Here is a 21,523-nt window from a genome sequence, read left to right as displayed (position 1 = left end):
GATCAACTCCCGGTATCTTGGCCTGAAACGAGTTCGGAGATCACACTGCCGTCGAGGTGGTCGAGAAGGTCGCGGGCGTCGTCGTACACGGCCGCCGCACCCGCGCCTTCGAGTTCGTCGGTCGACATGCCGCCGCTGCGCACTCCCACAGCCACAACGCCCGCCCATGTCGCCGCCTTCATGTCCCAGACGGCGTCCCCGACCATGACCGCCTCACCCGCGTCGACACCTGCCTTCGCGAGCGCGACCTCGATCAGGTCCGGATCAGGTTTGGCCTCCTCGACGGATTCCGAAGAGGTGGCGGCGTAGATCATTTCGTCGATGTCGAGCGTCTGGCGCAGCAACTTCAGTTCGTCGTCAGGCGCCGAGGTAGCGAGCACCACGTGCAGTCCGAGCGAGTGCACTCGGCGGATCAACTCGCGCGCTCCCGGCAGCACTCGGAGACGGTCGGCCGACTGCCGGTAGTACGTGGTGTGAAGTTCTTTGGCCCGCGGCCCGCACCCGTCGATGTCTTCGCCGAGCAGCGTCTCCAACAGTTGGTCGCCGTCCATCCCGATGCTGCGGTGCACCCGCCACGCGTCAACCGGGCGACCTACCTCGAAGAAGGCTCGCGACCACGCTTCTACATGCAGATAGTTGGAATCGACGAGCGTTCCGTCGATGTCGAAGAGAACTGCACCTATTGCCATGGGAATTGACTGCCCAACACTTCCGTTCGCGAAACTTGTGCCCCGAGCATTCTCCGCTCGAGAAGCGGATCATGGAGAGTGCGAACAGCAGAAGTGCACGTCGAAACAGGGGTGTCGTCATGGAGTCAGTAGTTGTGTTTCTTCTCGCATGCTTCGTCTACTGGTTCGCACTGCTGTAGTCGGGCAGACGAAAACGGACCGCTGCGGGGAGTGATTTCCCTTGCAGCGGTCCGCATTCGGTACACCTAGGCGATGCTCATGTCAGCGGGTCACTGACCTGCGCGTACACCCTCTTCGACGCGCTTACCCAAATCTGCGTCGACGTTCTTCCAGTATTCGAAGACACGCAGCAGAACTTCTTCACTGACGCCCGCAAGAGCGTGGCCGACAATGTTGCTCACCAGGCGCTCACGAGCAGCGTCGTCGAGAACCTCACGTACCAGCGTTCCGGCTTGCGTGAAGTCGCCGTCTTCGGCGTGCTCGATGTATCCGGCGCGCACTGCCTTGCCGTCGAACGCCCACAGTCCTTCGTCACCGGCAACCGACGGATCGGCATGCGGTCCGCCGTACGAGTTCGGTGCGTACACCGGCGTCGACGGTGAATTGAAGCTGTACCGCATGGCGCCCTCCTTGGAGTAGGAGTTCACCTCGTTCTTCGGGGCGTTGACCGGCAGGTCGGCGTAGTTGGTGCCGATACGGTAACGATGTGCGTCGGCGTAGGAGAAGACGCGGCCGAGAAGCATCTTGTCCGGGCTGAATCCGATGCCGGGCACCACGTTCGACGGCTCGAACGACGCCTGCTCGATCTGCGCGAAGAAGTTCTCCGGGTTGCGGTTGAGCGTCCACTTGCCGACCTCGATCAGCGGGTAGTCCTTCTGAGACCAAACCTTGGTGAGGTCGAACGGGTTGAAGCGGTAGCCTTCGGCCTCGTCGACGGGCATGATCTGGACCTTGAGGGTCCAACTCGGGAAATTACCGGCCTCGATGGCGTTGTACAGATCCGCACGGTGGTAGTCGGGATCGCTACCGGCGAGGCTGTCTGCCTCGGCTTGCGTCAGGAATTCGATGCCCTGATCGGTCTTGAAGTGGTACTTCACCCAGAAGCGTTCACCCGCAGCGTTGACCCACTGGTAGGTGTGCGATCCGAAACCGTCCATGTTGCGCCAGGTCTTCGGGATACCGCGGTCACCCATCAGCCAGGTCACCTGGTGAGCAGTCTCGGGACGCAGCGTCCAGAAGTCCCACTGCATGTCGTGGTCACGAAGGCCGGAACCCGGCAGTCGCTTCTGCGAACGAATGAAGTCGGGGAACTTGATCGCGTCCTTGATGAAGAACACCGGGGTGTTGTTGCCGACGAGGTCGTAGTTTCCCTCTTCGGTGTAGAACTTCATCGCAAAACCGCGCGGATCGCGCCAGGTGTCCGGGCTGCCCTGCTCACCGGCGACGGTGGAGAAGCGGACGAGCGACTCGGTCTTCTTACCCGGCTGCAGGAACGCGGCCTTGGTGTACTTGCTGACGTCGTGTGTGATGACGAGTTCACCGAAAGCGCCGCCGCCCTTGGCGTGGACGATGCGCTCCGGGACACGCTCGCGGTTGAACTGCGCGAGCTTCTCGATCAGGTAGTGGTCATGAAGGAGCACCGGCCCCTGAATACCCGCGGTCAGCGATTCGTCATCACTTGCGACCGCGATACCGAAATTGTTGGTGGTGGGCTTGGTCATGGCGAAGCCTCCTAGCGTTGTGGGCTGGGCGTCAGAGGAGCGGGGCTGCATCCGAGCCAAACGCATGGGCTGCATGCGAAGGGGCTGGCTCGGAGGTTCTGGACGCATCAATTCGATTCTGCGAGACCGTGTCCGACGCGGTGTCGGATTCGGCAGAATTCTTCAGGCAATCTTGGCAACGGCCCCAGAACACGACCTCGGCTTCGTCGATTTCGAAGCCGTGATTATCGGAAGGTTCGAGGCAGGGAGCTTGGCCGACAACACAATCGACGTCGACGACCTTGCCGCAGCCGCGACAGACGAGGTGATGGTGGTTGTCACCAGTTCTCGTCTCGAACCGGGCGGGTGAACCCGCCGGCTCGATGCGTCGCAGCAATCCTGCGTTCACGCATGCCTTCAGCACGTCGTAAACGGCCTGTGTGGATACCGATCCGAGCTGCTGCCGCACGAGTGCTGCAACAGAATCGGCGTCTGAATGCGGTTGGGCTGTAACCGCATCCAGCACGGCGAGGCGCGGAGCAGTGACCCTCAACCCGACGGCGCGCAGTTGCGCTCGGGGGTCGAAGTCATGCTCTCCGTCTCGCATGTTTCCCAGTATGCCGCTTTTCTGGAATTAGTCAAGAAAAGGATTGCCTAAGTTGAATCGAGACCGGCGTCACATAGGCGGAGCGGGAACAAATACGGGCAGACCACCGTTGAACACCCTGTCGGCGTCCGAACAAGCCCCGGGCCCCACCCCTTTTGTCGCTGCGAGCGACCACCCGCCGAGAGGCGCCTGTGGGACGTCGACACCTAACTTTTAACACAACACTACCGAGGCCGCCCAATCACTGATGGGCGGCCTCGGCCGTTCTTTCGCAGGTCACACCCCTGCTACCGGTGTTTGGCTGCTCCGGTAGTCATCTTTCCGCCCAGAATCACGACGCCATGATGGGTGCCCGCGGCCAACCAGTTCGGCAGTGTCGGTCCCTCTGCCTCGACGCTCACGCGCGCGTATCGGAACGACCCCGTCAGCCTGGCCGACGCGATCGCCACACCGCCGCCGACGTCCGGCTGTGCAAACCCCAACGCCCCGGCAATCGGCAGACGCGGCCCGAGCATCCGCGTGTCGGAACGCACCCGCCATCCGTCGCCGGTTGCCGTGAATTTCTGCTGCACGTCTCCGTCGAACTCGGCCAGGACCTTGGGTAGTTGCCAATGGAACCGTCCGCCGTGCACCGAAGGTTCCGAATCCACCGCGATGAAAGGGACCGCCATTCGCGGCATAGGCCCGATCCGTTTCCCTGGCGCATGCAAGACCGGACTGGCGAGGATTTCGCGATACGGGCCGACCGGAGAATCGAGGTAGTCCACCATCATGGCTACCGTCACCGGAATCGTTCGACCGTCCGTGCCGAGCTCGCGCGCCGCCGATGTGCTGCGGTGCCACCACAGTGTCGCGCGAACGCGAGCAGGCCACGGCGGCGGATCACTCACCGGCCAGTCGACGCGGTCACTTGTCGATTCAGGCACGCTCCACATCGGACACCTTCTCAGCTCGAATGGTCAGGGGAAGCCGCAAAGCGCCTGGTGCATGCGTCGGCACCACCGGATCGGACGGCAACGTCGGGTCGATACGTACGTATGGCTCGCCAGTCCTCGGGCGGGCGTCTGCGCCACCTTTGTTCGGCCACATTGCGCACGCTCGTTCCGCTTGCGCGGTGATCGTCAGGGAAGGATTCACTCCGAGATTCGCGCTCACCACCGAACCGTCCATGACGTGCAGGCCCGCATGTCCGTAGGCACGGAGATACGGATCGACGACACCACTCGACGCACTGTCCCCGATCGCGCAGCCACCCAGAAAGTGCGCCGTCATCGGGATGTTCACGATCTCGGCGATGGAACCACCCGGATCGCCGTCGATCTTCTCGGCGACCTTGCGAATAGCTTTATGCCCCTGCGGAATCCACGGGGGAGGTGGATCACCCGGCCCCGGCCTACTGGTGAGGGAACGTCCGAATCGTTTGGTGTTCTTGGAAAGTTCGAGGGAGTTGTCGTCGGTCTGCATCACCAGCGCGATGACGGTTCGCTCGGACCAGTTCCGCACCGACAATGATCGAAGGAACGCACCTGGGTGCCGGGCCGCGACCGCCAGAGTCTTCAGCACCCGGGGAGTTCGCCCACCCCCGTCACTCAGGACGGTCTGCAGAAGTCCTATTGCATTGCTGCCCTTGCCGTATCGCACCGGTTCGATATGCGTGTGATCATCCGGGTGAAATGACGATGTAATCGCGACGCCCTGCGTGAAGTTCTGTCGACGCGACTTCGACGTTGCTGCCAGTACGGCCTCCGAGTTGGTGCGTACGACGGTGCCCAGCGTGTCCGACAGGCCAGGCAGGGCACCGGATTCCTTCATACCGAGCAGCAGTCTCGCCGTTCCGTAGGTTCCGGCGGCAACCACCACCTGGTCGGCGGTGAACCGAACTTCTCGTCGGCGGACGCTATCCGTTCGCCTCGCGAGCAGGTGGTAACCACCGCTTGCCGCCGGCCGCAGATCGGTGACGGTCATGAGCGGGTGCACTCTGGCGCCCGCTTGCTCGGCGAGATGGAGGTAGTTCTTGACCAGCGTGTTCTTCGCCCCGACACGGCACCCGGTCATGCATCCCCCACATTCGGTGCAGCCGGTGCGCTCGGGTCCCTTCCCGCCGAAGAACGGGTCCGGCACGGAAACTCCTGCCTCCCCGAAGAAGACGCCGACGGGTGTGGACGTGAAGGTCTCCCCCACACCCATTTCTTCCGCTACCTCCTTCATCACCGCATCGGCGGGAGTGAAGGACGGATTGGTGCGAACACCCAACATCCGCTTGGCCTGGTCGTAGTACGGCGCCAGCTCGTCGTGCCAGTCCGTGATGTGCGCCCACTGACGGTCTTCGAAGAACCGCTTGGGTGGCTGATACAACGTGTTGGCGTAATTCAACGATCCTCCACCCACTCCGGATCCCGCCATCACCAGCACATCCGGAAGCAGATGGATGCGCTGCACGCCATAGCACCCAATCCACGGCGCCCACAGATACTTTCGCAGTCGCCAACTGGTTTCAGGCAACTCGTCGTCAGCAAACCGTCGACCGGCTTCGAGCACCCCGACACGGTAACCCTTCTCCGTCAGACGAAGAGCGGCGACACTGCCACCGAATCCCGAACCGATCACCAGCACGTCGTAGTGCGTCGTGGTCATGCCTCGACGCTTTCGATCTTGCGAGCCGAGTAGTTCTCCCGATCGAAATGCTCCAACAGCGACCGGAATTTGAAAGTGAACGTCGGCCACTGCACCGAGTTACGCCCCTCCGGATCGATGTACCAACTCGAGCATCCGCCCTTGTTCCACACGGTGTGCTGCAACTCGTGCTGAATTCCCTTGTTGTAGTGCACCTGTACCGACTCGTTGACATCGAGAGCGTCCAGTCGCTCACGCTTCATGGTGTTCAACGCATCGTTGACATACTCGGCCTGGGACTCGAGCATGTACACGATCGAACTGTGACCGAGGTTGGTGTTCGGCCCGTACATGAGGAACAGATTCGGGAACCCACTCACCGCAGTGCCTTTGTACGCGTGGGGGCTTCCATTCCAATGCGCGGCCAGCGTCTCTCCCCGCTTTCCTGTGATCAGATGCGCGACAGGCGGTTCCGTCGGCGTGAAACCGGTGGCGAAGATGATGGTGTCAACCTTGTGCTCGACTCCGCGTCCGTCGACCACTCCGTTTTCGGTTACCGAGACGAGCCCACTGTCGACCAGACTCACGTCCACACGGTCAAGTGTGCGCAACCAGTCGTTGGACAGAAGCATCCGCTTGCAGCCGATCGTGAAATCTGGAGTCAGCTTCCGGCGCAATTCCGGATCTTTGACCTGTCGCCGCATATGGAGACGCGCGGCCGCCTCGAAGGCCGGCAGCACCCACGTCGCGTGCGACATCGCGGCACCGAGTAGCTCACGGAAGCCGTACACCCATCCCCGAACCACTTTCTGCGTAGCGGGAATCCGCGAGTACACGGCCTTCTGCGCGGCAGGCAGGGTGCGGTCCATTCGCGGGATCACCCAGGCCGGAGTTCTCTGGAACACGGTGACGTGGGCCGCCGGATCGGCAATTTCGGGAACGAACTGAACCGCCGACGCTCCCGTTCCGATCACGGCTACGCGCTCACCACGCAGTTCGTGTTCGTGGTTCCACGTCGCCGAATGGAAAGTGGTACCGGAGAATTGTTCGAGCCCGGGAAAGTCCGGAATCTTGGGTGTCGACAACGCCCCGGTAGCGGCGACCAACGTCTTGGCCGTCAAGGACCCTCGGGATGTTCGAATACGCCACAGCGCCGCATCCTCGTCCCAGACAGCAGCTTCGAGTTCGCAGTTCAGGACTACGCGATCCCCGATGCCGGTGTCTGCAGCCACTTTCTTCAGGTAGTCGTAAATCTCGGGCTGACGAGCGAACGTATGACTCCAATCTGCGCTCGGCGCAAACGAATACGAGTACAACGCCGTCGGCACGTCACAGGCACAACCGGGGTAGGTGTTGTCGCGCCAGGTGCCACCGATATCAACTCCGCGCTCGATCAACACGACGTCCGCCGCTCGGTTGTCGCGAAGCATTCTGGCTGCCAAGCCCATACCGGCGAATCCGGCACCGACGATCAACGTTTCGACATGTTCGGGAAGCTTCACTTCTTCTCCACTCGGGATTGCCAGGCCGGCAACAGTCGCGCTCTGAGCGCGTCGTCGGCTTCGGATGTACGGAAAAGGGCTGAGACGGCAAGCCCACGAACGAGTTCGATGGTGAGTTCGACCGATTCGGAATCGAAGCGATCGCCGAACAACTCGGCACTGCCGAATTCGAGTGCCTCATTGACCTTGCGTTCGAGGGGTACCGTCGCCGCGTGCAGGACGGGATCGGTTCGCGCCGCGACCCACAATTCGAGGGCGGCATAGAACAGCGGCCCGGAAAACGCGTCCGCCAGGACCTCGAGGCCGAGGTCGCGATCCACTTCAGCGGTGAGGATTTCTTCCAGTCGCTTGTCGACCAGATACTCGACGGCCGCAACGACCAGCGATTCCTTGGTCGGAAAATGATGCAGTTGCGTACCCCGCGAAACGCCTGCGCGGCGGGCGATCTCTTGCGTACTGGTCCGTGCGTAGCCCAGTTCGACCAGCGAGTCGACAGCGGCGTCGAGCAGGCGCCCTCGCATCGCAGCAGTTCGTTCGGCCTGCGTACGGCCTACTTTCGCGTCAGAAGTGGTCTCGGTCACAAGACAACTGTAGAGCCAAAACGTAAAACAGTCCAGGCTGACTTCAAATCTTGACACAGAGCAAACTGCATCTCCGCACCGCTGTGTCGGGTTAGTGGAAGCCCACGGGTCGGTAGCCCGGGACTGAACTCGTCACGATGGTTCGTCCGGGAAACTCACCGCGATCACGCGAGGCGAAGTGACCATTCGAATCCTTCCACCTCGGCGTACCGCTATGGCCACGATGTTGGTCGACACTGAAGACGTTCGACGAATCGAGTTCGATCACAACGGAATGCGACTACAGCACCGGCGAAGCGTCCTAGTCGAGCGACCTGGGCTCCCAGATCGGAAGTGTCGCGATCCGGATCGTCCTCGCGATCATATTTGCCGCCGGTGCCTGGTACCTGGAGAAGCAGCGCATCGGTTGGCCGCCGGCGGCACACGAGCAGTTGGTCAAACTGCAGTCGACATCACCCAATCGAGAAGAGTAACGGTCCCTACCGCTTCCGATCGCCCGCGCGGAGAAGATTACTGGGAACCGTATGGCCCACTATCTCCTCTGCAACGGCAGCGGCACGAATGCTCGCATCCAGGTCGATACCTGTCGCAATGCCCATGTCTTCGAGCATGTAGACCAGTTCCTCCGTCGCGATATTGCCACTGGCACCGGGAGCGAACGGACAACCACCGAGACCACCAGTGGACGCGTCCAAGTTTCGAACACCGTGCTGCACAGCCGTCAAGGCGCAGGCAAGACCAGCGCCGCGAGTGTTGTGGAAGTGCACACCCAAGCCGAAGTCACCCACTCTTTCGCCCACAGCGTCGATCAACCGTCCGACCCGCCCCGGCGTGGCAGTGCCGATGGTATCCGCGATCGAGAACTGATCGGCGTTGAAATTCTTGGCCTGCTCCGCAATCCGCAGAACACGATCCTGATCGGTGGGGCCGTCAAAGGGGCAGTCCCAGGCTGTGGCCACGATGACCTCTACCCGTCCACCGGCGTCGTGAACGATACTGACGACCTCTCCGATACGTTCAGTCGCTTGCTCCGTGGTCGACCGAGTGTTGGCTTCGCTGTGGCCATTCGATGCCGACACAACATATTCGACGGTCTTCATTCCTGCGGCGACGGCTCGTTTCGCTCCACCGATCCCGGCGACCAATGCCGAGAACTCGATGCCGGGCCACTGGTGCAGTTCTGCGGCCAACAACTCCGCGTCGGCCAATGCCGGCACAGCGCGCGGTGAGACGAACGACGTCGCCTCGATACGCGAAACACCCGTCGCAGCCAGAGCTTCGACAAGGCGAAGTTTCTCCGCCAGCGACACCGGGTCTTCGATCTGTAACCCGTCCCGTGGCCCGACTTCACGAATCCTGACTGCAGGAATACCCACTTCGGGGACCGACATGTCAGATCACACCCTTCGTCTTCAGTTCTGCCTGCTCCTCGTCCGAGAGTCCGAGGAGCCCGCCCCAGACGGAGGAGTTGTCGTGACCAGGCGCCGACGCTCCCGCGTTGCGCACGGATCCAGGGGTCTCGCTGAAGGTAGGCACGACACCCAAGCCGAGCACGTTTTCCCCGATCCGCTCGTCGTAGTGGTCGACCAGCATTCCCCGTTCGATCAACTGCGGATCCTTGACAACGTCTTCGACCGTGTTAATCGGCCCGGCAACAACCCCCACTTCGGTGAGGCGCTCCACCAGGCTGGTGGGATCTTGGAGCGCGACCCAGGCGCTGATCATTTCGTCGAGCTCGTCCTGATGTTTGCCACGCGCAACATGATTGGAGAATCGGTCGTCATGCGCCAGTTCCGGTCGGCCCATGATGGTGCACAGACGCACGAAGAGCGTGTCCTGATTGGCCGCGATCACCACCCAGTTTCCTTCAGAGGTCTGGTAGATGTTGGAGGGCGCGATACCCTCCAACCTCGTTCCCGAGGGCTGCCGGATGATCCCGCCCCGATCGTAATCCGGGATCGTGGATTCCTGCACCGCCAGACAGGATTCCGTGAGGGCAACGTCGACCACCTGACCACGGCCGGTCCGCTCTCGCGAGAGCAACGCCGCCAGCACTCCCTGAACGGCGAACATCCCGCCGAGAGAATCTCCGAGCGAAAGGGCAATACGCGGAGGTGCCTGCCCTGGATAACCGTTCAGATGCCGAAATCCGCTGACTGCCTCAGCCACCGAGGCGTAGCCGGCGCTCTTAGCCTGCGGTCCGCTCTGCCCGTAGCCGGATACCCTGGCCAACACCAACTTCGGATTGCGCGCGCTGAGAACGTCGAATCCCAGACCCCATTTCTCGAGCGTGCCAGGCCGGAAGTTCTCGACCACCACGTCCGCATGTTCGACCAGATTCAGAAACAGGTCTCGGCCCGCGTCGACACGAAGATCCAACGTCACACACCGCTTGTTGCGCGCGTGAACCGTCCAGAAGAATCGATGACCGTCCTGCTCAGCCTGACCCCAGGTACGAAGCGGGTCTGGGCGGTCCGGTGATTCGATCTTGATCACATCGGCTCCCATGTCGCCGAGCAATTTCCCGGCGAAGGGGCCGGCGATCAAGGTTCCAAGTTCAATCACCCGATATCCGTCCAGGGGCCCGGTGGGCGCACCTTCCGACACAGCTGCCTCCTCTGGGAACTTTTCTCCCTTTGAAGGCTACGTCACCACCCGATATCGCAACATCATGTCGTGGTCTTCGTGATCGAGCATGTGGCAGTGCCAGACGTACCCCTGCAGGTCCCCCATGCCAGCTTCTCCGTGTGCCGAGTGATCTGCCATGGAACCTCTCGCGAAAGTTGCATCCGGATCGAAGCCCAACTCGTCGGCCGTCGGAAAGCGCACGATCACGCGGGTGATCGAGTTGGCATCCACGATGACCGTGTCCTTCTCCCCCGCTTCCCACACTTCGGGAGGCCGCAGCGAAGAGGTCACGAATTCCTCTGCCGACGGCGTCCACCTGACCCCCAGGTCAGGTACCGGATACCGCTGCATCAGCGCTGCAGTGTCGATGTTCTGGCGCCCCATAACGCGGAACGCCACCAGATGCAGATGAATCGGATGCGGTTCCGTGGTGATGTTGATCAGATTCCATTGTTCGACGGTCCCCTGGCGCGGCAGTTCGATATCAGAATCGGTGAACCTCAAATTGTTGAGCGACATAGTGATCGACGGATAATCCGAGGGACGCGACAGCTGCATGATCGTGAGGTTTCGCACCACATCCGGGGACGCTGGTTCGGCGGCAACGGAATTCAGCTGCTGCGGGATCGATCCGGTGAGCCCCTTTGCGCTGCCAACGTCGAATCGGCAGAACACCGGCATCACCTGCGTGCCGCGTTGAGCCACCGCAAGGGGTACCGGTTCGTCGTTGCGCAATTCCACCGTCGTGCCCGGCTCGAGCATACTGAAGTCGACAAGCAGATCAGCGCGCTCACCCGGACTCAACCGAACGTGATCCGTCGGCGCCGGAGCGGCCAGCAAACCGCCTTCGGATCCGATCACCCAGAACCGCATACGATTTGCGAAGTGCAGATTCCACACCGAGTAAGTTGCGGCGTTGAGCAGTCGCAACCGATACAGTCCGCGAGCCACCTCCACTTTCGGCCACACGACGCCGTTCACCACGCCAACGTCACCGGGAGTCGCCGGATCCCAGGAACCCTGCGGAGTGAGCCACGTGGAACGGACGCTCTGTTGGCCGTCGGAGGTGAATACCTTGTCCTGCAGAATCATCGGGATTTCGAACTCGCCGGACGGAAGGCCGAGCGAATTCCCGGTGGCGCCCGTATCTGCGTCGTCACGGAGAAAATACATCCCGACCAACCCGGCGTAGACATTGAGGCGCGTCATCCCCATGGCGTGATCGTGATACCAGAGATTTCCGGCCGCACGACCATTCGTGTATTCGTGGACCAAACCTTCGCCCGGACGCTGGATCAGCTCCGGATGCCCATCGAACTGCGGTGCAGTAACTCCTCCGTGCAGGTGAAGCGAGGTGGGGACTTGTGTGCGGTCGAGGTCGCTCACACCGTGCAGACCCGGATCGACATCGGCGGCAAGCGGATACGCAGAAATATCATTCGCGTATCGCACTGTCACGAGCTGATCGACGTGAGCTTCGATGGTGGGGCCCAGATAATCCATTCCGCCGTAACCCAGCGACGGCGACGGCGGTAGGTCCGGGTGGAAACGGTGCATCGACGAGGCCGCGCGAAGTTCCAGATTGTCACCCGAAATGGCCGGCAGGACAGGAAGGGTCTCCCGAAACGGTTCCAGCCGGGGTGACGGAAGTTGGAATGGGCGCAGCGGATCGATGTCAGGGGGTCGAGCCGTCGCTGATCCAGCGGACAATGCACTCAGGCCGGCCAGCAGGCCAAGCCCTTGAACAAACGATCGTCGACGTATCTTGTGTGACTCGTCCACTCACGGCCCCCTCACGCTGACGGCATCCGGAGCGGGTTACCCGTGTGCTCGCGCGGTCAAACACCGACCACCTTCTCCATCCATGGTTTGAGAATCGGTGGCCTATACCCCAGCCCATCCGTCGTCATACACGATGACGGCCTCGGTCCCGACGAAACACATTCGCGGACAACGGATGCACTCTTGAATCGTTGCGAGAAGTCGAGGAATCAAAAAGGGCCTTGACTCGAACGCATGTTCGAGTATGATTGAGACAGGGGATCGGGGGATTCAATGAGTGTCTATTTGTCGGACGTGGTGTCTGGTTCTGCGGTGGGGTTGCGTGGACGCCTGTGGCGGTTGTCTGCTGCCGAGTTGCGCACGGCCGCTATCGAGGCGAGTGCGGAGATTCTTCGCCTGGAAGCCGTTCGGGTGGCCGTGGTGGACGAGCTGTCGATGCGTCCCGACGATCAGGTGATCGCCAGCCGCGGTGTCGGTGCGTGGTTGGCGGCCAACACGATGCTGCAGGTTCGGGACGGGAAGAAGATCGCCGCCCTGGGTGCTGCGCTACGCCCGTTCCCAGCGGTGGCAGCGAGATTTGATTGTGGGGATTGCTCGTTCGAACATGCCGTCTTGATCGTGGCGTTCTGCGAATCACCACCGAAGGGGATGCCGGAGGAGGCGCTCCCTCGCTGTATCGACCTACTGTTGGCTGCTGCTTCCGGAGTTGAGGCGACGACCACGAAAGTGCGGAACGTGATCGCGACCTTGGAGCGCGTTTTCGAGTCCGATGAGATTCCACCCGCCGAAGATGTCGACCGCAACGAGTTGCGGATAGCCTCGACCTTGAACGGTCGGGTGGTGGTGCGAGGCGATTTCGACGCCCTCACCGGAGAAATGCTGCTGTCCGCCCTGTCGAATCTGACGATGCCGACCCCGGCACCGGACGGCACTCCCGACGCCCGGTCCGCGGCGAAACGCACAGCGGACGGATTCACCGAACTGATCCGCCGCTACCTCGACTGCGCCAAAACCGGCACCGACGGCGGGCAACGCCCACACGTGAACGTGCACATCAACGCTCGGGATCTGGCTGAGCATCGGAACTGCGCCGCTGCACCGTCTGATGGTGGAGAGTCCCCGTCTGATCTCGATGTGGATCTGTCGGATCTCAACGTCGGACACATGCCGTGGCTCGGGCCACTGTCCGTCTCGCAGACCAGGCTTCTGGGGTGTGATTGTTTCCTGTCGACGGTGTTGCTGGACGATCATGGCGCGCCGCTCGATGCGAAACCCGGGAAGCGATTGGTCACCGCCGAACAGCGCGTAGCGTTGATCGCCCGAGACAAGGGCTGCGCGTTCCCGGGGTGTTCATGTGTTCCGGCGTGGACGGATGCGCACCACATTAGGCACTGGGCGAACGGCGGCCCGACGGTGATGAGCAACCTTGTCCTGCTGTGCCGTTCACATCACCGGCTGATGCACCGCAAATCGGGGTTCGTGGGCAAGTGGTCGATTCGGATCGGCGTCGACAACAAACTGTGGTTCATCCCACCGCCCTCGATCGACCCCGGCCAGCACCCACGGCCCGCGAACACCACATTCAAAACCTGACGACGAACCTCAGGCACAACAGAACACGGCCCTGCACCGCATCAAAGAAACCTCGATGCGGTGCCGAAAGCCGTGAATTCCGTCAGACTGCCTGCGGAACTTTGGTGGTGCGTGGGAATCGCTCCCGAATCTCCGCTGGGGTAACAACCCTCGGGTCGAGGGGTTGCTCGTCACGCAGGTGGCGCTCCAACACCTTGCCCGTCATCGGCGCAATGACTTTCAGAGCAGTGGTCATGTTCTTCGGTGAACTGCCCACCCGGACTGCCGTTCGCACCGCGGGCGCAAGTGCTCTGTCCAACAACGCGGGCTGATCGAACCCACCCATCGTTCGCATCCAACCGGGCAAAGTCGCGATAGTGGCCGGCGCGACCAATCGGCTGAATGTCGCGAACTTCGTCTTCCCCTGCGCTCTTGGTGTTCTCAGCAAGTAGTGCATCGCCCGGTTGGCACGCTCGGAGGTACACAATCTGGGCCTGACTTCAGCGAAGTACTCCCGTACCTCATCTCGCGAGCGCGGAACGTCGGACGCTTTGCATGTCTGCAGTTCGGCAGCGATCACGCATTCTTCCCAGTACCGCTGCTCTTCGACAGCCGAGAGCGGGCCCGGCCCATACATCTCGTAGCACTTGAGCACCGAATGCCAACCCGTCACGTGGATCCAGAGTTGCGACGCCGGATTGTTTGCACTGTAACGAGTTCCGGTGATCGGTTCGATGCCCGTGGCCTGAGCGTGAACCGTCATGAGATGGTCGGACAAGGCCAGCGCCGTCCGCCCGTCGGCAGTGGCGACGGTCAGGAAATAGGCCAAGGTTCGGTCGAGTCGTCCGGCCGGATCGCTGTAGATCCCGCTCATGTCTGCCACTGCGGCAGCAAGGAAAGGGTCGAAGTGCTCGAGCACCACTGACCGCTGGAAACCGATCAATGCCGTCGGAGCCGCCCATATTTTCCAACTGGGTGATCCTGGGCCGAAGAAGCCGTAATCCTCACGCGGTCGATTCATCGTCAGTTCAGACATTTCATACCTCCCCGTTTGTTTCGCGAGCACCGTTCATTTCGTATGCATCAGACAGGGCCACAACCTGCTGCCAGACGTACTCGAATCGCTCGGCCGCAAACGCGGGGCGCCGAACGGATGCGAGAGCCAATCGTTGTTGATCTTCACTGGCGCTGGGCTTGCCGTACAACTCCACCGCCGCAGCACTGAAGTCGCGAACCAAGACATCGAAGATCTGATCCACCACTCCACCGTCGCGCTGCCCCTCGTCCAATCCCAAGAGCTCGGCCTGTTCGAGAATCAACTGGCCGTAGACGACGAGGGTGAAGAGTTCGGTGATCGCCAGGCCGAAGTCCAAGTCGACCTGCTGCGCCGCATCCGGTGCAGCTTCGGCAAGAAGGGTCACGAGCGCTTCGGCCTGCTCCACGAACAGCGCGACGTTGGGGACATCCGCAAACTTCGCGTACACCGCTCGCCAATCGTCGAATCGAACCTTGGACAACCCCCGCGCCGGGCCCTGACGGAACAGGAACTCGTCGTCGGCTGCGTCGTTACGCGTCGGAATCGCCGGAAATGACTCGGGGGCAAAGAGGTACGCGGGCATGAACTTGGCGATCAGGGCGAGATTGACGGCGACGGTTCCCTCCAGTTTGGGCAACCCGTCGACATCCATCTTGGCCACCGCGAGGTAGCTGTCCTTCTCGAAACCCTTTGCCGCAGCGATATCGGAGAGCAGTCCGATCACTTTCTGCGCTTCGGTTGTCACCTTCATCTTGGTGACGGGGTTGAACAAGAGATAGCGGCGGTCTTCGGGCGATGCAGTACGGAAATAGTCCACCGCTCGATCCGAGAAAAGCCTCATCGCCAGCAGGCGCGCGTACGCGTCGACGAATTCACGTCGGACGTGTGGGAAGGCCGTGACGCGATTGCCGAACAGAATTCGATTGTGCGCGTGGGTGATCGTCTCGTACAACGCATGTGTCGACATACCGATTCCGCCGAAACACAGGTTGAATTTTCCGATGTTCACAGTGTTGAGTGCGGCACTGAATGCTGCCTCGCCGGTATGCAGAATATCCTCTGCCGCAACGGGATAGTCGGCGAGCGAGAACTCCGCTACGTACATCTGCGCCGGAACGATGTTCTTCACCACGGTGAATGCCGGATGGTCCGAGTCGGCGTAGAAGAAGACGTACTGATCAGCACCGTCCACCCCGTCGACGCGACCGAAGACGGAAATAGTGTTGGCACAGTTGCCATTTCCGATGTAGTACTTGGAACCGCTGGCCAGGTAGCCGCCACTGCCGTTCGGCGTCAAGACCATGTCGGTGGAGTAGACGTCGGCGCCGTGCTCTTTCTCGGACAATCCGAATGCCGCAACACCTCCGGAATTCAACGCGGAAGCTGCTCGCGCCCTTGCCGTCTCGTTGTCGCTCTGCCACACCGGCCCGAGACCGAGAATGGTCACCTGCCACGGGTACCAGTAGTTGAGTCCGTAGAAGCCGAGGATCTCGGACAGCGCGGCGATACGACTGGTATCCCAGCGCTTGTCGGAGTCACCACCGCTGTCGCGGGCGGGCGTCAGAAATGTGGCGAACAGGCCTTCCTTTGCCGCGAAGTCGAGGAAGTCGGAGTAGAAGGTCTTATCGTGATAGTCGGCCAGGAGTCGATTCTTTCCACGCGCCTCGAACCAGTCGACGGTCGCGCCCAGCAGTCTCCGCGTGGTCGCGTCGCACTCTGGCCGATCGTACGTGAAGGGATGGAGCAACAGATCATTCGGCGCTGTCATAGCGGTTGTTCTCCTCGAGATCTCGGCAGAGGCGCCTCACTGAGCACCCCTTCGAATACAACGCCACCGTAACAATTGCAGACGCCGAATACAACGGTTGCGTATTATTCAGGGAGAAGTGGCGGGCAGATTAGGGTGGGAGCGGAGGTGAGGCACACGATGACCAGGTCACAGGCAGACACAACGGACACACCGCGTCGAAAGTACGCTCCGCGCATGGCGCCTGAGCAACGTCGCGAACAGCTCCTCGACGCAGCATTCGAGGTCACCGGCCGCGTTGGCCTGCACAACCTCAGCATGGAATCAGTCGCCGCCGAAGCCGGCGTCGGCAAGCCCGTCCTCTACACAATTTTTGACACGAGGACCGATCTCGTCGCCGCACTCCTGCGCCGCGAGCACGAGCGAGCCATCGCTCAGGTGCTCGAAACCATGCCGACAGATCTGAGCGAACTCGGCCCAGCCGCGTCGTACACCGGGACCGTTGGAGCCTTCGTCGACGCCGTACTCGCGAACCCGACGCGCTGGCGCCTGATTCTCACATCTGTCGAGAACGCACCCAGTGAGTATCACGGTCTGTTGAAGCTCTCACGCGGAGCCGTTTTCGCTCGCGCCGAAGAACTTGCCCGCGCCGGAATTGCCATCGAACCGAAACTCGAAGGTCTGGATCCGGTTCTCCTCGCCCACACGATGCTGTCGTTTGCCGAAATGCTCGGGCGGTTGGCGGTCAGCGACCCCGAAACCTATACCCGAGAACGGCTTTCCAGCTTCGCCGTGGCTCTCGCTCAGTCGGTAGGTCGCTAGAAGACGACTGAAACCTGTCGGTCGGATCTGCTTCAATACACACATGACATCACCATCGATCGAACCGCTGCAGCTTTTCGAAACGTCTCCGGGAAACTGGTCACTGATGCTCACCGACCAGCATTTCGGCAAGGTGGCAGCAGTATTCGAGCAGGTAGAGGGTTTCGAAGGCTCCGGCTACGACTGGGCTTCGGTCGCCCACGCAGTGGTAGGCCGCGATGCACCGCATCTGGAAGGCCGATTCGGCACCGATCCTGAGGCCGGCATGTTTGTTGCCTACGGCGGCGACAACGAAGCTCTCGGCGAACTCGGAGTGCTTCTCGCCAAAGCGCATTCGGATGCCGACTACCTAGGCGGCCTGGTCGCAATCTCCGAACTCGACTGAAACTCACCAGTAAGACGACACCGGCCCCACACCTAGGTGCGGGGCCGGTACCAATCGAAAATCTAGCCGACCAACAGCTCGGCAATCTGAATCGTGTTGAGAGCGGCGCCCTTACGCAGGTTGTCACCCGAAACGAAGAGCGCGAGTCCGCGTCCCTCCGGGACACCCGGATCCTGACGGATACGACCGACCAGCGACGCGTTGCCACCGGCAGCGGCCAGCGGCGTCGGAACCTCGACCAACTCCACACCAGGAGCGTCGGCGAGGATTTCCTTCGCACGAGCGACCGAGAGCGGGTTCGCGAACTCTGCGTTGATCGCGAGCGAGTGCCCGGTCACGACGGGAACGCGCACGCAGGTGCCCGAAACCAACAGATCGGGAAGTCCGAGGATCTTGCGGCTCTCGTTGCGGAGCTTCTGATCCTCGTCGGTCTCGCCGCTTCCGTCGTCGACCAGCGAACCTGCGAGAGGCAGGACGTTGAACGCGATGGGGGCGACGTAGTTGTTCGGGGCCGGGAAGTCGACAGCGCTGCCGTCGTGAACCAGCTTCTCCGCGTCGCCGACTACGGCGCGCACCTGGCCGAGGAGTTCCTCGACGCCGGCGATGCCGCTACCGGACACGGCCTGGTAGCTGGAGACGATCAGTCGCTGCAGACCGGCTTCGTCGTGCAGAACCTTCAGCACCGGCATCGCTGCCATGGTGGTGCAGTTGGGGTTCGCGATAATGCCCTTGACCAAGTTCTTCGTGTCCTGCGGGTTGACCTCGCTGACCACGAGGGGAACCTCGGGATCCTTACGCCATGCCGAAGAGTTGTCGACAACCGTTGCTCCGGCAGCGGCGAAACGCGGAGCCTGGGCGCGCGAGAGCGTCGCGCCAGCTGAGAAGAGGGCGATGTCGATGCCCTTCAGGTCCTCATCCGATGTGGCGGCCGCATCCTCGACGATGATCTCTTCGCCGCGGAAGGGCAGCTTCTTACCGGCGGAGCGTGCAGATGCGAAGAACCGCACCTTGTCCGCGGGGAAGTTCCGCTCTTCGAGCAAAGTGCGCATGACGATGCCGACCTGACCGGTCGCACCGACAACAGCGATAGTCGTCATGAGAAATTACCGTCCCGTTCCAGCGTGTACTACTGCTTCTTCTTCGCCACCGAGCCCGAAAGCGTCGTGGATGACACGTACAGCGTCGTCCAATTCGGTGTCCTTGACCAGCACTGAGATGCGAATCTCAGAGGTCGAGATGAGGTCGATGTTGATGTCTGCCTTGGCCAGCGCCTCGCAGAACGTGGCGGTGACGCCCGGGTGGCTCCGCATTCCGGCGCCGACCAGGGAAACCTTGCCGATGTGGTCGTCGAACAAGATCTGCGTGAAGCCGATGTCTTCCTGACGCTTGGTCAGCATTTCGACGGCGCGGGGGCCGTCGGCGGTCGGCAGCGTGAAGGTGATGTCCGTCTTGTTGGTCTCCACCTTGGAGATGTTCTGCAGCACCATGTCGATGTTGATCTCGGCATCGGAGACTGCGCGGAACACCTTGGCAGCGTGTCCCGGTGTGTCCGGCAATCCGACAACGGTGATCTTGGCTTCGCCGCGATCGTGCGCGACTCCGGTGATCAGGGCCTCTTCCACAGGAATGTCCTCCATCGATCCGGACACGATTGTTCCGGGCTTGGTGGTGTATGACGAACGGACGTGCACTGGCACGTTGTAACGACGGGCGTACTCGACGCACCGGAGCATGAGCACCTTGGCGCCGCATGCTGCGAGTTCGAGCATTTCCTCGAAGGAAACCGTCTCGAGGCGGTGAGCGTCGGGGACGATGCGCGGATCAGCGGAGAAGACGCCGTCGACGTCGGTGTAGATCTCGCAGACGTCAGCGTTGAGTGCAGCTGCCAACGCCACGGCAGTGGTGTCGGAGCCACCGCGTCCGAGCGTCGTGATGTCCTTGCTGTCCTGGCTGACGCCTTGGAACCCGGCGACCAGAACGATCGAGCCTTCGTCCAGCGCAGTGCGAACACGGCCCGGCGTGACGTCGATGATCTTGGCGTTTCCGTGGCTGCCGGTCGTGATAACTCCGGCTTGTGAGCCCGAGAACGAACGAGCTTCGGCGCCGAGGGAGTGAATTGCCATCGCTACCAAGGAGTTGGAGATGCGCTCACCCGAAGTCAGCAGCATGTCCATTTCACGGGCCGGCGGGGAAGGGCACACCTGCTGAGCCAGGTCGAGCAGCTCATCGGTGGTATCGCCCATCGCTGACACCACGACGACGACATCATTGCCGGCCTTCTTGGTCTCGACGATCCGTTCAGCGACTCGTCGGATGCGCTCGGCGGTTGCCACCGAGGATCCGCCGTACTTCTGGACGACGAGAGCCACGCGTTTCTACCTCCAGGTCGAAATTGTTTACAGATACCAGAGGTCGAGCTTACCGAGGTGGTCCTGGGACTTCCCGATGCGTACTGCTGTTCGCCTCAGATCCGCGCGGGATCAGTTGCGAGATCCGCGCTCGCATCAACGTCGCAGAACGCGAACCACCGGCAACGTAACCGACCACCGCGACGGCAACTCCGCAGGCGAGAAGCACGCGGATACTGCTGACCAGCGAAACTGCCAGCGCGTCGTACACCTCGACTGCCGCGTCAGATGACGGTATGTCTGAATTCTGTAAATAGACCCGCCGCACGACGGCCAGCGCCACCAGCAGGGCGATCATCGCCACCGCCGTCGCCAGCCCGAGCAGGGACAGCCCGCGCATTCGCCTCGGCGCAACTGCGACGGCCGCGATCGCACAGGACACCGACACCCACGGCAGCCAGACCGCCGCTCGGTCGAGAGTGTTCGAGAGGTCCCGGGCCCGCACCAGCTCGTCGGACTGCAGGATCTCGAACTGCGGATCGAGTTTCGGGAGGCGATCGACGACGGTGAATCCGCGATCGCGGAGGTTCGTCCGCAGTTCTGTCATGATCGGCTCGAGGGACAAGGTGACTGTTCCGCTGTCGTCGGACCGAACGATGCCGTCGGCGGCTCGGCCGGTCACCATCGCAGCAAGTTGCGCGTGCGCTTGACGGTTGGCCGCAGTCCAAAGCGTCGCAAACTGGTCGCTCTGAACCAACGACTGAGCCGCCTCGCGAACGAGTCTCTCGGCCTGTCTCGTCACCACCTGCGGAAACCCATCCAACCGCTGCGTCAATTCCTCGGTCAGCCGGTCAACGACCGCCGTTTGGACAGCAGGCTCGGAAGCCAACGGGGCAACCGTGTCGACATAGCTGTCGGTGTCGTTCACCTGGGTGTGAACGAACAGCGCAACCACCGAGCAGGCAGAACCGAGACCAGCGAGAACGATCAGCAGTGAACAGACGATCCAGCGGATCGAGCGCATCACGCGAGCTTGGCGCGCGCCGGTCGAATCTTCGCGGTGATGTGGTGAATGCGGTGATCGTCAGCGGGTATCCGGAAAGTCTCGGTAACCCGAACGGTCATCAGGTTGCGCCCGAACAACCCGGCGTCAAGGAGGTAGTCAGCCGTCAGGTCATCCCCGTCGACCGTCCACTCCACCACACGAATGTCGCGGATCACGCGATACTGAGGACCTCGGGAAAGGCTGCGCCGCAAATGATTCCCCGAAAATCCGGTCTTCAACCCGACCTCGTGACGTACCGCGTCCGGAGCCAGCGGTACGGAACTACCATCGTGACTGCGGAGCGCGTCGAGGTACGTGCTCGCCACGGCGATTCGGGGATCCATGGACGACAGTCCACCATTTTCGGGGCCGAAACGGCAGCACAATTCGGCGACAAATTGGACATGAGGGCGAACCCCACCGATTTCTCGCGAAATCCAGGAGTAGAGTGCTGTGCATGCAGCGC

19 protein-coding genes are annotated in these 21,523 nt (G+C 61.7%); 3 read left to right on the top strand and 16 right to left on the bottom strand.

Annotated elements, in window-relative coordinates; translation table 11 throughout:
• Positions 1-2: 2 nt before the first annotated feature.
• From ACSW29_RS03835 to ACSW29_RS03790, 10 genes are all read right to left on the bottom strand, one after another.
• On the bottom strand, positions 3-689 hold the full coding sequence (locus ACSW29_RS03835) for an HAD family hydrolase (protein ID WP_124566735.1): 687 nt from the start codon (positions 687-689) through the stop codon (positions 3-5).
• Positions 690-958: 269 nt separating this feature from the next.
• A complete protein-coding gene (locus ACSW29_RS03830; RefSeq protein ID WP_003943483.1) occupies positions 959-2,410 on the bottom strand; it encodes a catalase in 1,452 nt (483 codons plus the stop codon).
• Between the two features lie 31 nt (positions 2,411-2,441).
• The gene (locus ACSW29_RS03825) at positions 2,442-2,996 is read right to left on the bottom strand and encodes a Fur family transcriptional regulator (RefSeq protein WP_448276525.1); all 555 of its coding nucleotides are present in this window, start codon (positions 2,994-2,996) and stop codon (positions 2,442-2,444) included.
• A gap of 287 nt (positions 2,997-3,283) precedes the next feature.
• Complete coding sequence (locus ACSW29_RS03820; protein WP_448276524.1) at positions 3,284-3,931, bottom strand: hypothetical protein; 648 nt, start codon at positions 3,929-3,931, stop codon at positions 3,284-3,286.
• A complete protein-coding gene (locus ACSW29_RS03815) occupies positions 3,915-5,630 on the bottom strand; it encodes a GMC oxidoreductase (protein WP_448276523.1) in 1,716 nt (571 codons plus the stop codon). Before ACSW29_RS03815 ends, ACSW29_RS03820 begins: the two co-directional genes overlap by 17 nt.
• Positions 5,627-7,111 (bottom strand): flavin-containing monooxygenase, encoded by a 1,485-nt coding sequence (locus ACSW29_RS03810; RefSeq protein ID WP_448276522.1) that lies wholly within the window; start codon positions 7,109-7,111, stop codon positions 5,627-5,629. Before ACSW29_RS03810 ends, ACSW29_RS03815 begins: the two co-directional genes overlap by 4 nt.
• Positions 7,108-7,632, bottom strand: coding sequence for a TetR/AcrR family transcriptional regulator (locus ACSW29_RS03805; RefSeq protein WP_317826803.1), 525 nt, complete (start codon positions 7,630-7,632; stop codon positions 7,108-7,110). Before ACSW29_RS03805 ends, ACSW29_RS03810 begins: the two co-directional genes overlap by 4 nt.
• Positions 7,633-8,171: 539 nt before the next feature.
• Positions 8,172-9,083: a hydroxymethylglutaryl-CoA lyase gene (locus ACSW29_RS03800; RefSeq protein ID WP_347875552.1), complete on the bottom strand. Its 912-nt coding sequence runs from the start codon at positions 9,081-9,083 to the stop codon at positions 8,172-8,174.
• Position 9,084: 1 nt separating this feature from the next.
• Positions 9,085-10,299 carry a CaiB/BaiF CoA transferase family protein gene (locus tag ACSW29_RS03795; protein ID WP_448276521.1) on the bottom strand — a complete coding sequence of 405 codons (1,215 nt, stop codon included), beginning with the start codon at positions 10,297-10,299 and terminating at the stop codon, positions 9,085-9,087.
• Positions 10,300-10,335: 36 nt separating this feature from the next.
• Positions 10,336-12,102 carry a multicopper oxidase family protein gene (locus tag ACSW29_RS03790; protein ID WP_448276520.1) on the bottom strand — a complete coding sequence of 589 codons (1,767 nt, stop codon included), beginning with the start codon at positions 12,100-12,102 and terminating at the stop codon, positions 10,336-10,338.
• Between the two features lie 273 nt (positions 12,103-12,375).
• On the opposite strand from ACSW29_RS03790, the gene ACSW29_RS03785 reads away from it, so the two are divergent.
• A complete protein-coding gene (locus ACSW29_RS03785; RefSeq protein ID WP_448276519.1) occupies positions 12,376-13,695 on the top strand; it encodes a DUF222 domain-containing protein in 1,320 nt (439 codons plus the stop codon).
• Positions 13,696-13,777: 82 nt separating this feature from the next.
• Here the strand turns inward: ACSW29_RS03785 and ACSW29_RS03780 are convergent, their stop codons facing one another.
• On the bottom strand, positions 13,778-14,710 hold the full coding sequence (locus ACSW29_RS03780) for an oxygenase MpaB family protein (RefSeq protein WP_448276518.1): 933 nt from the start codon (positions 14,708-14,710) through the stop codon (positions 13,778-13,780).
• 1 nt (position 14,711) lies between these two features.
• Positions 14,712-16,499 (bottom strand): acyl-CoA dehydrogenase, encoded by a 1,788-nt coding sequence (locus tag ACSW29_RS03775; RefSeq protein ID WP_448277398.1) that lies wholly within the window; start codon positions 16,497-16,499, stop codon positions 14,712-14,714.
• A 138-nt stretch (positions 16,500-16,637) separates the two neighbouring features.
• Between ACSW29_RS03775 and ACSW29_RS03770 the strand changes: the two genes are divergently transcribed.
• Positions 16,638-17,279 carry a TetR/AcrR family transcriptional regulator gene (locus ACSW29_RS03770; protein WP_317826552.1) on the top strand — a complete coding sequence of 214 codons (642 nt, stop codon included), beginning with the start codon at positions 16,638-16,640 and terminating at the stop codon, positions 17,277-17,279.
• Between the two features lie 43 nt (positions 17,280-17,322).
• A complete protein-coding gene (locus tag ACSW29_RS03765; protein ID WP_448276517.1) occupies positions 17,323-17,664 on the top strand; it encodes an Imm51 family immunity protein in 342 nt (113 codons plus the stop codon).
• Positions 17,665-17,726: 62 nt separating this feature from the next.
• Here ACSW29_RS03765 and ACSW29_RS03760 read toward each other — a convergent pair whose 3' ends face one another.
• Genes ACSW29_RS03760 through ACSW29_RS03745 form a run of 4 tightly spaced genes read right to left on the bottom strand, consistent with a single transcriptional unit; the run spans position 17,727 to position 21,401 of the window.
• Positions 17,727-18,761, bottom strand: a complete 1,035-nt coding sequence (locus tag ACSW29_RS03760) for an aspartate-semialdehyde dehydrogenase (RefSeq protein WP_042447794.1) — start codon at positions 18,759-18,761, stop codon at positions 17,727-17,729.
• A 6-nt stretch (positions 18,762-18,767) separates the two neighbouring features.
• Entirely contained in the window at positions 18,768-20,033 is a 1,266-nt protein-coding gene (locus ACSW29_RS03755; RefSeq protein ID WP_317826554.1) for an aspartate kinase, read from the bottom strand.
• A 49-nt stretch (positions 20,034-20,082) separates the two neighbouring features.
• Entirely contained in the window at positions 20,083-21,036 is a 954-nt protein-coding gene (locus ACSW29_RS03750; RefSeq protein WP_448276516.1) for a hypothetical protein, read from the bottom strand.
• Positions 21,036-21,401 (bottom strand): hypothetical protein, encoded by a 366-nt coding sequence (locus ACSW29_RS03745; protein WP_448276514.1) that lies wholly within the window; start codon positions 21,399-21,401, stop codon positions 21,036-21,038. The genes ACSW29_RS03750 and ACSW29_RS03745 overlap by 1 nt, the downstream gene beginning before the upstream one ends.
• Positions 21,402-21,523: the final 122 nt, after the last annotated feature.

Source organism: Rhodococcus sp. GB-02 (genome assembly GCF_053470465.1).
The sequence above is the reverse complement of the archived record's forward strand: the minus strand, read 5'-3'. Positions and strand labels throughout refer to the sequence as shown.